This window comes from Paraburkholderia sp. C35 (assembly GCF_003121405.1).
Lineage (GTDB): Bacteria > Pseudomonadota > Gammaproteobacteria > Burkholderiales > Burkholderiaceae > Paraburkholderia.
In genome coordinates this window covers 21,688-35,322 of the sequence record NZ_QBUY01000097.1, presented here as the reverse complement: position 1 = coordinate 35,322, position 13,635 = coordinate 21,688, and the positions used below count along the sequence as shown (strand labels likewise).

Here is a 13,635-nt window from a genome sequence, read left to right as displayed (position 1 = left end):
GGTGTTAGCCCGCTTTCTTTTGCCTACTTTTCTTTGCGGCGGCAAAGAAAAGTAGGTGCCGCCCCGCACAGGGGCAACGCATGAAGAACCACTAACAAACCGCGGATGCCCTCACAAGCCCCTAAGAAACCCAAATAAACCCCACCCCAAACCCACTGTCTTAAAGATCCAACTCCCATTGTCGTTAACTGGAAAGTCAAGGTAGTCTCGACATCGGTCGCCCAGGACACGATCCTGGCACGCGCAGCCTTCATCCAGAATGTTTTTCAGCGTTTGCTGCGCAAAAAGCAGACAAAAAACAGGCAAAAACAGGCAAAAACAGGCAAAAATTGCTGACAGGCCACCTTCAACTGATGCGGTAAGCATGTCGGAGACTTCGTTTGGCCAGTCGGATCTTCAGTCGTATCTCGCTTCCCATCCGGGTGACGCTGTTTATCGTCGTCGTTTGCGCGCTGCTGATCGGCAGCGACGTCTGGCGCAGTGTCACGTCGCGTCAGGACCAGATGGAAGAAATGTCCGTCGCGGCCGCGAACCTCGCGCGCGCGATGGCGCAGCACGCCGACGACACTATCAAGCAGGCCGATACCACCCTCGTCGGCGTGGTCGAGCGCGTCGAACATGACGGCGTCGGCCCCGCCGCGCTCGACCGCCTGCACCGCATCTTCGCGCAACGCGTCAACGAACTGCCGCAGCTGAACGGCCTGTATCTCTACGACCGCGACGGCGACTGGCTCGCCAATTCGCAGCCGGTGCTGGTGAAGACCTTCAATAACGCCGACCGCGAATATTTCATCTATCACCGCGATCACACCGATCGCGGCCCGCACGTCGGCATGCCCGTGCAAAGCCGCTCGACGGGTAAATGGATCATCCCCGTGTCGCGCCGTATCGACGGCCCGAACGGGCAGTTCGCAGGCGTCGTGCTAGCCACCATCGACATCGACTTCTTCTCACGCTTCTACGACAGCCTCGACATCGGCAAATACGGCGCCGTCGCGCTGGTCGCCGACAACGGCATCATGATCGTGCGCCGTCCGTTCGAGGCGCGCTTCGTCGGCAAGAACATCACCGACACGATGCTGTTCAAGGCGCATCTGCAATCGGGCGGCACCACCCATTTCGTGTCGAAATCGGCGCAGGACGGCGTGACGCGTCTGAACAGCGAGCGCAACCTGAGCCAATACCCGCTGTTCGTCGCCGCCGCGCTCGCGCAGGACGAGATTCTCGCGCCCTGGTGGACCGACACGCTGTGGCACGCCGCAGGCACGACGGTGCTGGTGCTGATGCTGGCTGTGTTCGGCTGGCGTCTGGTGCGCAACCAGAACGCGCGCACGCGCATCGAACGCAAGCTGGCTGCAAGCCTCGAGACGACGCGCGCGATTCTCGACACAGCCGTCAACCCCATCATCACGCTCGACCGCGCGGGCGTGGTGCTGTCGCTCAATCCGGCAGGAGAGAAGGCCTTCGGTTATGCCGAGCGCGAGATTGCCGGCAAGGACGTGCGCGTACTGGTATCGGCGACGGTCAACGAGCTGTTTGCCCGCTACGCGTCGCAGTTCTCCGAAAGCAGCGAGAAAGACGTCCGCGAGATCATCAGCGAATGCGAGCTGGCGGGCGTGCGCAAGGATGGCAGCGTGTTCCCCGTGCATGTGTCGACGGGCACGATGGTGGTGGGGAGCGGGCGCCGCTTCGTCTGCGTGATCACCGATATGTCCACGCAGATCCGCGAACGCGCGGAGTTGTCGGAAGCGCGCGACCAGTTGCTGCTCGCCGCCGATATTGCCGAACTCGGCATCTGGTCGTGGGAGTTTTCGAACGATGCGTTGCGCTGGAACGCGCGCATGTTCGAGATTTTCGGCTTCGCGTCGACGCCCGCCGAAGGTCTGCGTTTCGAACACTGGCTGTCGCGCGTGCACGAAGACGACCGCTCGGCCGCCGTCGAGAAGCTGGAAGCCGCTTTTGCGGGCGAAGTCACTTCCAAGCACATCCATCTGCCGCTGTACCGGATCGTGCTGCCCGATGGCGAGGTCCGCCATATCCAGACCACTTTCACTGTGCAGCGCGACGCGGCGGGCAATCCCGTCGGCATGACAGGCGTCAATCACGATGTTAGCGAGCAGCGCAACATCGAACTGCGGCTGCGCGACGCGAAGCAGCAGGCCGACGCGGCCAACGAGGCCAAGTCGGCGTTCCTCGCCAACATGAGCCACGAAATCCGCACGCCGCTGAATGCGGTGCTCGGCATGCTCGATCTGGTGCAATCGACGGGTCTCAACGAGCGCCAGGGCGGCTATGTCGTCAAAGCCGAAAAGGCGGCGAAATCGCTGCTCGGCCTGCTGAACGACATTCTCGATTACTCGAAGATCGAAGCGGGCAAACTGCAGCTCGACACGCATTCGTTCGAAATCGAACCGCTGATGCAGGATCTCGGCGTCGTGCTGTCGGGCAACCAGTACGACAAGGAAGTCGAAGTCCTGTTCGACATCAGCCCGGATCTGCCGCCCGTGGTGATCGGCGACAGCTTGCGGCTGCAACAGGTACTCGTGAATCTGGCGGGCAACGCGCTCAAGTTCACCATCAAGGGTCAGGTGGTCGTCAGCTTCACGTTGTTATCGCGCCTCGATACGGGCGTGCGCGTGCGCATCGCGGTGACGGACAGCGGCATCGGCATCAGCGAATCGAAGCTCGGGCAGATTTTCGAAGGCTTCAGCCAGGCGGAGGTGTCGACCACGCGCCGCTTCGGCGGCACGGGTCTGGGGCTCGCCATCAGCCGCCGGCTGGTGGAGATGATGGGCGGCAAGCTCGACGTCGCGAGCGAACTGGGCAAGGGCAGCCGCTTCTGGTTCGACATCAATCTCGGCATCAGCGAGGACGCGCCCGTCGAGCATTTCGATCCCTTCATGCCGCGCGACCGGCGCCTGCGCGTGCTGGTCGCGGACGACAACGGCATCGCCCGCGAAGTGCTGTCGCGCACGGCGCGCGCGCTCGGCTGGGAAGCGGACGTGGTGCCGGGCGGCGTCTCGGCCGTCAAGCTGATGAGCGCCGCCGAGCGCGAGCACGAAGGTTACGACGTGATCCTGCTCGACTGGCGCATGCCCGATCTCGACGGTCTCGCGGCGGCACGCCGGATCGACGAAGCGCGCGCGGGCCGCAACACGCCCGCCATCGTGATGATCACGGCATATGGTCAGGAAGTGCTGGCCGCCGCGCAGGAATCCGATGACATGCCGTTCGATGCCTTCGTCACCAAACCCGTCACGCCGAAACAGCTTGCGCAGACGGTGCAGCGCGTGCTGACGGGCACAAGCCACAAGGCGGCGCACGCGAAGCGGACGGTGCACGCTCCCGCTGGCGCGGGTCGCCTGGCGGGTCTTACGCTGCTGGTGGTCGAAGACAATCCGCTGAATCGCGAAGTCGCCGAAGGATTGTTGAGCCGCGAGGGCGCGCAGGTGGCGCTCGCGGAAAGCGGGCTGGAAGGCGTCGAAAAGGTGCTCACGGGCACGCGCGTGTTCGACGCCGTGCTGATGGACATGCAGATGCCCGACGTCGACGGTCTCGAAGCGACGCGGCTGATCCGCGCACACGAGCGCTTCGCCGCGCTGCCGATCATCGCGATGACGGCGAATGCGACGCGCGCGGACCGCGATGCCTGTCTCGCGGCAGGCATGAACGATCATGTCGGCAAGCCGATCGACGTCACGCAACTGGTCGATACGCTGCTCGCGCATACGCGCCCGAGCGTGCCGCCGGCATCGACGGCCAGCGCGCGTGTCAGCGACGAACCTGCCGCAGGCCAGTTGCTCGAACGCAAGGAATCGATCGTCGGGCGCTTTGGCGGCAGCGAAGACCTGATCCGCAAGGCGCTAGGCGTGTTCGTCGGCGAAATGGAGCGGCATCTGGACGGCTTGCGCGAGCAGGCGGCGCAGGGCGGCGCGGGACGCAGCGCGGCGCTGCTGCACGCGATCAAGGGCAGTGCGGGCACAATGGGCGCGAAGACGCTGTCGGAGCACGCGGCGGCGCTCGAACATCGTGTGATCGAGGCTGACGAAGACGATGCCGCGGCATCCGTCGCGCACGCCGAAGTGGATAATCTGGAACGCCTGCTGCTCGATAGCGTCGCGCAGTTGCGTATCGTGTTCGGCGGCAAGCCGGTCGTACAGGCGACGAACGCCGCGCTGATGCAGGCGGACGAATATCGCGAGCGGCTTGGCCGCCTGCTCGAGCGGCTGGAGTCGTCCAATCTCGAGGCGCTCGATCTCGCCGAGACGCTTGCGCCGCATGTGCCGAGCGCATGGCAGCCGCGCTTCGACCGGCTGCTCGCCGAGATCGAAGCGCTCGATTTCGCCACGGCCGCTGCCAGCACCCGCGAGATGCTCGAACGGACCTCGAACTGACATGCTAGAACACATCCCCGGAGACTGGGCCCACACGTTCACGCTGCGTCCGAAGCTGCTGATCGCCGACGATCAGCCGGTCAACGTGCGCGCGCTGCATGCGCTCTTCAAGGACGATTGCGACGTGTTCATGGCCACCAACGGCGCGCAGACGCTGGAGCTATGCCGCAAGGTGATGCCCGATCTGATCCTGCTCGACGTGGTGATGGACGGCATGGACGGCCACGAAGTGTGCCGCCGCCTGAAGGCCGATCCGCTGACGCACACCATTCCCATCATCTTCGTCACGGCGCAGACCAACGAAGCCGACGAAGAGTACGGCCTCTCGCTAGGCGCGGTCGATTTCATCACCAAGCCGATCAAACCCGCCGTGGTGCGGGCGCGGGTGCGCGCGCATCTGTCGCTGAAGATGCAGGGCGACGTGCTGCGCTCGATCGCGCTCGTCGATGGCCTGACGGGCGTGGGCAACCGGCGCAAGTTCGAAGAGGATCTCGACGCCAGCTGGCGCCACTGTTTGCGCGAATCCGCGCCGCTCTCGCTGGTGATGGTCGATGTCGATTACTTCAAGCGCTACAACGACCGCTATGGGCATCAGGCGGGCGACCGCTGCCTGCAGACCGTCGCGAAGCGCCTGACGGAAACGCTGCGACGCCCTTACGATACCGTGGGCCGCTACGGCGGCGAAGAATTCGCCTGCCTGCTGCCGAACACGCCGCTCGAAGCGGCGACGCGCATCGCGCTGCGCATGGAAGAGGCCGTGCGCGCGCTCAAGCTCGAGCATCTCGATTCGGGCTGCGCGGAGACAGTGACAATTTCGGCGGGTGTCGCGACGCTGATCCCGACGGCGGACACGCGTCCCGCCGAACTGATCGAATCGGCCGACCGCCTGCTCTACGAAGCGAAACATTCGGGGCGAGGCCGCGTCGCGTCGCCGCTGCGTATGCTGGAAGGCTAGCGCCACGTTACGTCACGTCCTGTCGCGCGGCATCGCCTGCAAGGTATCGACGATCTCGCGCATCAGCGCTTTACGCTCATCCGACGCCCGCTGCACCATGCCGACCGTGCGCAGCGTCGGCGGGCTGGAGATCGGGATCACGCGCAGCAGCGGATCGTTGAGCCAGTTGCCGCGTATCAGCAGCGGCAGCACGGCCACGCCGACCTTCTCGCGCACCAGCGCGACGATCGTTTCGATCGAATTCAGTTCTAGATACTCGTTGACCATCAGGCCCGCTTTCTCCAGCGCGGACTCGACCACCTGTCCGGTGCGCACGCGCCGGTCGAAGCGCAGAAAGCCGTGGCTGCGCAGGATGCGCTGCGGGTCGTTATCGGCGACGTCGCGGCTCACGATCAGCATCATCGGCTCGGTATAGAGCGTGGTCCATTTGAGCGTGTCGGGGAGTGTCTCGTCGGCGCGCGCGACCACGGCGGCAACGTCCACTTCGCCCGCTTCGACCATGTTCGCCAGTTCGTCCGAACGCGCCGACAGCAGCCGCACATCGAGGCGTGGATGCGCCGCCTTCAACCGCGCGACAGACAGCGACAGCGCGCCGATCACCGACACCACCGCGCCGATCGTCACCGGCCCTTCCATCGCATCGGTGGGCCTGGCCTCGAGCTCGGCAAGCAGATCGAGGATCTGCTCGATCTTCGGCCAGATCGTATGGCCGTGCTGCGTCAGCGTGATCTGCCGCCCGCGCCGGTCGAACAGCTGACGGCCCAGCGCTTCTTCCAGTCCGCGCATCTGCAGGCTCACGGCGGCCTGCGTCAATGCGACTTTGTCGGCGGCGGCCGAGAACGAGCCCGTATGGGCAACGGCCTTGAAGGTCTTCAGCATGCGAAGCGTCGGCATCGGCAATTCCGGTCAGGACTCACGTTCGGCAAACAGGGTGCACACGCAACCGAATCATGAGAAAAACTTAAGTATCGAAAAGAAAGTTTAATATTTTTTGTACGACGGCCGCCAGTATGATCGTTTGATGACGATATGTAAGGACGAGCAACACGATGCGGAGTCTCCACGCATGACGGGTGCAGAACGCCAGCCGGTGCTCGACGTACGCGGCTTTTCGTTGAAGTTTTCGAATTCGCCCGACGTGCCGAATGTCGTCGATAACGTCTCGTTTCCGGTGCATGCGGGCGAAACGCTGTGCATGGTCGGCGAGTCGGGTTGCGGCAAGAGCGTGACGTCGCTGGCGCTGATGGGTCTGCTCGCGAGTCCGCCTGCGCGGCGTGTGGCGGGCAGCGCGCTGTTCGAAGGCGTGGATCTGTTCGCGCTGTCGGAGCGCGAACTCGCCGACATTCGCGGCAACCGCATGTCGATGATCTTTCAGGAGCCGATGACCTCGCTCAATCCCGCCTATACGATCGGCGAGCAGATTGGCGAAAGCATCCGGCGGCATCGCGGCGTTGGCCGTGCAGAAGCGCGCGAGGAAGCGCTGAAGATGCTGCGCCTCGTCCATATTCCCGCACCCGAAACGCGGCTCGATGCGTATCCGCATCAACTGTCGGGCGGCATGCGCCAGCGCGTGATGATCGCCATCGCGCTCGCCAACAGCCCGCGTCTTCTGATCGCCGACGAACCCACCACCGCGCTCGATGTCACCATTCAGGCGCAGGTGCTGTCGCTGGTGCGTTCGCTGCAAAAGGAAACGGGCACGGCCATGCTGCTGATCACGCACGATCTGGGCGTGGTCGCCGAAATCGCCGATCACGTCGCGGTGATGTATGCAGGGCGCGTTGTCGAATACGGCACGGTGGCCGATCTGTTCGACGATCCGCAACATCCGTACACCATCGGTCTGATCGGCGCGATTCCATCCGTCGGCAAACGCGAAGGCGCGCTCGCGACGATACGCGGCTCGGTGCCGTCGCCCGAACAGATGCCGCGCGGCTGCCGCTTTGCGCCGCGCTGTCCGTTCGCCGAGCAACGCTGCTTCGATGCCGCGCCGCCGGACCGTACGTTGTCCGGCGAACATCGCGTCGCCTGCTGGCTGGCGCCGGTCGAGCAACTCGTCCAGCCTGTGCAGCAGAAGGAGCTGACATGACGACGAACGCCAGCAATATCGCGACGCCCATCATCGAAGCGCGCGCGCTGACCAAACGTTTTGGCGGCGAGCGCCAGATGTTCGCGCGCACGCCCACCGTGCATGCCGTCAATGAAGTCTCGTTTGCCGTCCAGACGGGCGAGACGTTTGCGATCGTCGGGGAGTCGGGTTGCGGCAAATCCACGCTCGGGCGTCTGCTGCTCAGGTTGATCGACGCCACGCAAGGGAGCGTGTTCTATCAGGGCGAAGACATCACGCGGTGGCAGGGCGCAAAGCTGCGCCGCTTGCGCCGCGAGATGCAGATCATTTTTCAGGACCCGTTCGCGTCGCTGAATCCGGGCATGACGGTCGGGCAGATTATCGGCGAGCCGGTGGCGTTTCATGGTCTTGCGTGCAACGCGTCCGAGCGTCGTGATCGCGTCGCGCAACTGCTGACCAAGGTCGGCTTGCAGCCCGCTTATGCAGAGCGCTATCCGCATGAGTTTTCCGGCGGACAAAGACAGCGCATCGGCATTGCGCGCGCGCTGGCGGGCGAGCCGAAGCTGATCGTCGGCGATGAGCCGGTGTCGGCGCTCGATGTGTCCGTGCAGGCGCAGGTGATCAATCTGCTCGAATCGCTGAAGGCGGAACTCGGCCTCACGCTGATCATGGTTGCGCACGATCTCGCCGTGATCCGGCATATGAGCGATCGCGTCGCCGTGATGTACCTCGGCGAAATCGTCGAGCTTGCGCAGGTCGACGAACTGTTCGACGCGCCGCTGCATCCGTACACGCAGGCACTCTTGCGCGCGATTCCCGCCAACAGTCCGCCCGAGCGTCGCACGAAGCCCGCACTGCAAGGCGATCTGCCGAGTCCGACCGCACCGCCGCCTGGTTGCCGCTTTCATACGCGCTGTCCGCACGCGAAGCCGCGCTGCTCGCAGGAGCGTCCGCTCGCCGAAACGCTGCCCGGCGGGCGGCAAGTCGCCTGCCACTTCTGGCGCGAGGTGCAGAACGCGGGCGGCGGCGCGCCGCTGGTCGCGAGCGTCAGCGCGAAGCTGAATGAGCGCCTCGCGATTTATCGCGAGAAGCAGGCGGCGCTGATGGCCGACGCGCAAGCTGGCGCAACCCGATAACTCAACCTCAGATGTCAACCCGAACCGCAACAAGGACATAACGCATGCGAAGAATGTTGATTGCCGCCGCGCTCGCCATGAGCGCCTCCGCCGCGATGGCGCAAAGCACGATCCGCATCGGCTTGCAGGACGATATCGGCACGCTCGACCCGGCGCGCAGCGTGCAGTTCGTCGACCGCATCGTGTTCGCGTCGCTGTGCAATTCGCTGGTCGATGTATCGCCGGATCTGAAAATCGTGCCGATGCTCGCGACGTCCTGGACCACCAGCGCGGACGGCAAGACGCTCACGTTCAAACTGCGCCAGGGCGTGAAGTTCCAGAACGACGAGCCGTTCAACGCCGCCGCCGTGAAGGCGAATCTGGACCGCTATCGCACGCTAGCGACCAGCAACCGCAAGAGCGAGTTGTCGTCGGTCGATCATGTGGATGTGGTGGACGACAGCACGGTGAAGATCGTGTTGAAGCAGCCGGACGCCGCCTTGCTCGCGACGCTCTCCGATCGCGCGGGCATGATGCTCGCGCCGAAAACCCTGGCAGACGCGGCGGGCGTCGCCTCGCATCCTGTGTGCTCGGGACCGTACAAGTTCGTGCAGCGCGTGCAGAACGACCGCGTCGTGCTGGAGAAATTCGCGGGCTACTGGGATGCCGACAAGTACCCCATCCAGCGCGTCGTGTTCCAGCCGATTCCCGACAGCACCGTGCGTCTAGCAAACCTGCGTTCCGGCTCGCTCGACATGCTGGAGCGTCTTGCGCCTTCCGATGTGACGTCGGTGAAAAGCGACGGCAATCTGCAGTTCAAGCCGGTGACGGGTCTCGGCTTCTACTACGTCACGTTCAACATCAACAACGGTCCGCGTGGCAATAATCCGCTGAAGGACAAGCGCGTGCGTCAGGCGTTCGAACTGTCGATCGATCGCGATGCCATCGATCAGGTGATCGGCGCGGGCATTTTCTCGCCGGCTAACCAGGGCATTCCGAAGTCCAGCCCGTACTACAACGCGTCGCTGCCCACTACGAAACGCGATGTCGCGAAAGCCAAGGCGCTGCTGAAAGCAGCAGGACAGGAGCATCCGACCGTCGAGTTCGCGTATCCGAACAACACGGTGGCAAGCCAGATCACGCAGATGCTGCAGGCGATGCTGAGCGAATCGGGCATCACGCTGAAGCTGCGGCCGAGCGACTACGCAACCGAACTGAACGCCGGCCATAGCGGCGACTTCGAAGCGATGTACACGGGCTGGTCGGGCCGCGTGGATCCCGACGGCAACCTGCACCAGTTCAACACCTGCTCGGGCAATCTGAATTACGCGCACTACTGCAACCAGCAGGTCGATTCGCTGCTCGACGGCGCGCGCACCAAGCTCGGCATGGCCGAGCGCAAGGCCGACTACGACGCCGCCGGCAAGATCCTCGCCGACGACGATCCCATCGTCTATCTGTACGCGCAGCCCTGGCCGTTCGTGCTGTCGAAGAAAGTGCAGGGCTTCACGCCTTCCGCCGATGGCCTCGTGCGTCTGCGCGGCGTATCGGTGAAGGGCTGAGCGTCATGCTGCGGATCATCGCAAATCGCCTGCTGGTGGCCGTGCCGACGCTGATTCTGGTGTCGATGCTGATCTTCGGCCTGCAGAAGCTGTTGCCGGGCGACCCGGTACTGGCGATGGCGGGCGAGGATCAGGACGCGCAGGTCATCGCGACGCTGCGCGTCAAGTATCACCTCGATCAGCCTGTGCCCACGCAATACGCGCTATGGGTGCGCGATGTCGCGCATGGCGACTTCGGTTCGTCGCTGCGCACTGACGTGCCCGTGCGCGAACTGATCGCGCAGAAGTTGCCCGTCACGCTCCAGCTCGCGGTAATGGCGATGATTCTCGCCATCGGCATCGGCATTCCGGCGGGCGTGATTTCGGCGGCGAGCCGTGGCGGGCCGCTCGATTACGCGGCCAACATCTTCGCGCTGTCGGGCATGTCGATACCGAACTTCTGGCTCGGCATCATGCTGATCTTCATCGTATCGGTGCGATGGCATCTGCTGCCTTCGTCGGGTTATGTGTCGCCGGGTGAGGACTTCTGGCTGAGCATCAAGACGATGCTGATGCCCGCGTTCGTGCTGGGCGCCGCGCTCGGCGCGCAACTGATGCGTCATACGCGCAGCGCGATGCTCGGCGTACTGCGCACCGACTACATTCGTACGGCGCGCGCAAAAGGTCTGCTGCGCGGCACGGTCGTGGTCAAGCACGCATTCCGTAACGCGCTGATTCCGATTGTCACCGTGCTCGCGCTGCTGTTCGGCGAACTGCTCGCGGGCGCCGTGCTGACCGAGCAGGTGTTCACGATTCCCGGCTTCGGCAAGCTGGTCGTCGATGCCGTGTTCAATCGCGATTACCCCGTCGTGCAGGGCGTCGTGCTGGTGACGGCGCTGGCGTTCATCGTCGTGAATCTGTGCGCCGACGTGCTGTATATCCTGCTCAATCCCCGACTGAGGCGCGGCTGATGGCTACTTCAATCGATGCACGTTCCGCAGCCGCTGGCGCGTTGCCACGTCGCAAGCGCCGTGGCGTCGTGCGCTTCATGCGCAACAAGGCGGCTGTGTTCGGCGCGTTGCTGGTTGCGCTGATCGTCGTGATGGCGGTGTTCGCGCCGTGGCTCACGCAATACGATCCGGTGCAGGCAAGTTTCATGACGGTACGCCAGGCGCCGTCGGCGGCGCACTGGTTCGGCACCGACGAACTCGGCCGCGATGTGCTGAGCCGTCTGCTGTTCGGCGCGCGGGCGTCGTTGCTGGCGGGCGTGGTGTCGGTCGGCATCGCCGTCGTGCTGGGCGTGCCGCTCGGCTTGCTGGCGGGCTATTTCGGCAAGCTGGTGGACGGCGTGATTTCGCGTATCGCCGATGCGCTGCTTTCGATTCCCTTCCTGATTCTCGCCATCGCGCTGAGCGCATTTCTCGGCCCGAGCCTCACCAACGCGATGGCGGCCATCGGCATTTCGGCGATGCCGCGCTTCATCCGTCTCACGCGCGGCCAGGCGATCAGCGTGAAGGCCGAAGAGTACGTGGAAGGCGCGCGCGCCATCGGCCTCGATCACGGGCGCATCATTCTGCGCTACATTCTGCCCAATGTGCTGCCGCCCATCATCGTGCAGGCGAGCCTCACGGTGGCGAGCGCGATCATCGCGGAAGCGAGCCTGTCGTTCCTCGGGCTGGGGCAATTGCCGCCTGCGCCGTCGTGGGGATCGATGCTGAACACCGCGAAGGATTTCGTCAGCCAGGCGCCGTGGATGTCGATTTTCCCCGGCATCGCGATCTTCCTGTCCGTGCTCGGCTTCAACCTGCTCGGCGACGGTTTGCGCGACGCGCTCGATCCGCGTGAATCCTGATTCTCTGCGCAGCGCCGTTGTTCGGGACGGCGCTGCGCTCGTACCGGCAAAAACCATAAGAGTGACAACATGACAAGCTTCAACTGGCAGAACCCGTATCCCACGCTGCGCATGCCTGTGTTCGCGCGCAACATCGTCTCGACTTCGCAGCCGCTTGCCGCGCAGGCCGGTTTGCGCATGCTGTGGAAAGGCGGCAACGCCGTCGATGCCGCGATTGCCGCCGCGGCCGCCATCACGGTGGTCGAGCCCGTGTCGAACGGTCTGGGCAGCGATGCGTTCGCGCTCGTGTGGGACGGCAAGAAGCTGCATGGGCTGAACGCGTCGGGCGTGGCGCCCGCGGCATGGAATGTCGATTACTTCAGGCGCAAATACGGCGAGAACAATGGCGTGGCCGTGCAGCCTGTGCGCGGCTGGGACACGGTCACCGTGCCGGGCGTCATCGCAGGCTGGGAAGCGTTGCACAAGAAGTTCGGCTCGCTGCCGTTCGCGGACCTGATGGAACCGGCCATCGAAATCGCCGAGCGCGGTCATGCGGTGGCGAGCGTCGTCGCGCGCAAGTGGGCGGCCGCCGAGCCCGAACTGAAGAACCAGCCGGGTTTCGCCGATACCTTCATGCCGCATGGCCGCGCGCCCGAAGTCAGCGAACTGATCCGCCTGCCGGGTCATGCGAAGACGCTGCGTCTGCTCGCGGAAAAAGGCCCGCGTGCCTATTACGAAGGCGAGATCGCCGAACGCATCGCCGCGTTTGCACGCGAACAGGGCGGCGCCATGACGATGGACGATCTGCGTAACTATCAGCCGGAATGGGTCGAGCCGATCGGCAAGAACTATCGCGGCTACACGGTGCACGAAATTCCGCCGAACGGGCAGGGCATTGCCGCGCTGATCGCGCTGGGCATACTCGAACAGTTCGATGTGGCGTCGCTGCCGCTCGATGGCATCGAATCGCAGCATCTGCAGATCGAAGCGATGAAGCTCGCATTCGCCGACGTGTACCGCTATGTCGCCGATCCGCGTTCGATGGAAGTGACGCCCGAGCAGATGCTCGACGACGCCTACCTGAAGTCGCGCGCGAAACTGATCGACCGGAAGCGCGCGACGCAATTCGGCTTCGGCATGCCGAAGGCGGGCGGTACGATCTATATGTCGGCGGCCGATGAGCGCGGCATGATGGTCAGCTTCATCCAGTCGAACTACATGGGCTTCGGTTCGGGCTGCGTGGTGCCCGGCATGGGCATTTCGCTGCAGAACCGTGGCTGCGGTTTCTCGATGGACCCGAAGTCGCCGAACGTGGTCGCGGGCGGCAAGCGGCCGTTCCACACCATCATCCCGGCGTTCCTCACGCAGCAGGTGAACGGCCAGCAGGAAGCGGTGATGAGCTTCGGCGTGATGGGCGGCGATATGCAGCCGCAAGGCCATCTGCAAACTATCGTGCGCATGCTCGACTACGGCCAGCAGCCGCAGGCCGCGTGCGACGCGCCGCGCTGGAAGGTCAACCGCGACTTTTCGATCGACATCGAGTCGACGCTGGATGCGCAAACGGCGCGCGAACTCAAGGATCGCGGCCACACGATCAAATCCATCGACGATCCGTACATGGACTTCGGCTCGGGCCAGTTCATCTGGAAGCTCGATCGCAACGAGCCGGATCGCGGCTATGTTGCCGCGAGCGACAGCCGTCGCGATGGTCTTGCGGCAGGGTTCTGATTA

Annotated in this window: 9 protein-coding genes; 8 read left to right on the top strand and 1 reads right to left on the bottom strand. The window is 64.2% G+C overall.

The window, feature by feature from the left end; translation table 11 throughout:
• Window positions 1-380 precede the first annotated feature (380 nt).
• Entirely contained in the window at window positions 381-4,394 is a 4,014-nt protein-coding gene (locus DK391_RS35170; RefSeq protein WP_239483042.1) for a response regulator, read from the top strand.
• 1 nt (window position 4,395) lies between these two features.
• Entirely contained in the window at window positions 4,396-5,349 is a 954-nt protein-coding gene (locus DK391_RS35165; protein ID WP_109482612.1) for a diguanylate cyclase, read from the top strand.
• A 12-nt stretch (window positions 5,350-5,361) separates the two neighbouring features.
• Here DK391_RS35165 and DK391_RS35160 read toward each other — a convergent pair whose 3' ends face one another.
• On the bottom strand, window positions 5,362-6,243 hold the full coding sequence (locus DK391_RS35160) for a LysR family transcriptional regulator (protein WP_109482611.1): 882 nt from the start codon (window positions 6,241-6,243) through the stop codon (window positions 5,362-5,364).
• 172 nt (window positions 6,244-6,415) lie between these two features.
• On the opposite strand from DK391_RS35160, the gene DK391_RS35155 reads away from it, so the two are divergent.
• The 6 genes from DK391_RS35155 (at window position 6,416) to DK391_RS35130 (ending at window position 13,632) form a co-directional block, all read left to right on the top strand.
• A complete protein-coding gene (locus tag DK391_RS35155; protein ID WP_109482610.1) occupies window positions 6,416-7,438 on the top strand; it encodes an ABC transporter ATP-binding protein in 1,023 nt (340 codons plus the stop codon).
• Window positions 7,435-8,553, top strand: coding sequence for an oligopeptide/dipeptide ABC transporter ATP-binding protein (locus DK391_RS35150; protein ID WP_109482609.1), 1,119 nt, complete (start codon window positions 7,435-7,437; stop codon window positions 8,551-8,553). The genes DK391_RS35155 and DK391_RS35150 overlap by 4 nt, the downstream gene beginning before the upstream one ends.
• Before the next feature lie 44 nt (window positions 8,554-8,597).
• Window positions 8,598-10,094, top strand: coding sequence for an ABC transporter substrate-binding protein (locus DK391_RS35145; RefSeq protein ID WP_109482608.1), 1,497 nt, complete (start codon window positions 8,598-8,600; stop codon window positions 10,092-10,094).
• A gap of 5 nt (window positions 10,095-10,099) precedes the next feature.
• Complete coding sequence (locus DK391_RS35140; RefSeq protein WP_109482607.1) at window positions 10,100-11,044, top strand: ABC transporter permease; 945 nt, start codon at window positions 10,100-10,102, stop codon at window positions 11,042-11,044.
• Entirely contained in the window at window positions 11,044-11,925 is an 882-nt protein-coding gene (locus DK391_RS35135; RefSeq protein WP_109482606.1) for an ABC transporter permease, read from the top strand. Before DK391_RS35140 ends, DK391_RS35135 begins: the two co-directional genes overlap by 1 nt.
• Window positions 11,926-11,994: 69 nt before the next feature.
• On the top strand, window positions 11,995-13,632 hold the full coding sequence (locus tag DK391_RS35130; protein ID WP_109482605.1) for a gamma-glutamyltransferase family protein: 1,638 nt from the start codon (window positions 11,995-11,997) through the stop codon (window positions 13,630-13,632).
• Window positions 13,633-13,635 lie beyond the last annotated feature (3 nt).

Coding starts and splice junctions, on each gene's coding strand:
- DK391_RS35165 (WP_109482612.1), top strand. CDS start 4,396: ATGCTAGAACACATCCCCGGAGACTGGGCCCACACGTTCACGCTGCGT.
- DK391_RS35135 (WP_109482606.1), top strand. CDS start 11,044: ATGGCTACTTCAATCGATGCACGTTCCGCAGCCGCTGGCGCGTTGCCA.
- DK391_RS35130 (WP_109482605.1), top strand. CDS start 11,995: ATGACAAGCTTCAACTGGCAGAACCCGTATCCCACGCTGCGCATGCCT.
- DK391_RS35155 (WP_109482610.1), top strand. CDS start 6,416: ATGACGGGTGCAGAACGCCAGCCGGTGCTCGACGTACGCGGCTTTTCG.
- DK391_RS35140 (WP_109482607.1), top strand. CDS start 10,100: ATGCTGCGGATCATCGCAAATCGCCTGCTGGTGGCCGTGCCGACGCTG.
- DK391_RS35160 (WP_109482611.1), bottom strand. CDS start 6,243: ATGCCGACGCTTCGCATGCTGAAGACCTTCAAGGCCGTTGCCCATACG.
- DK391_RS35145 (WP_109482608.1), top strand. CDS start 8,598: ATGCGAAGAATGTTGATTGCCGCCGCGCTCGCCATGAGCGCCTCCGCC.
- DK391_RS35150 (WP_109482609.1), top strand. CDS start 7,435: ATGACGACGAACGCCAGCAATATCGCGACGCCCATCATCGAAGCGCGC.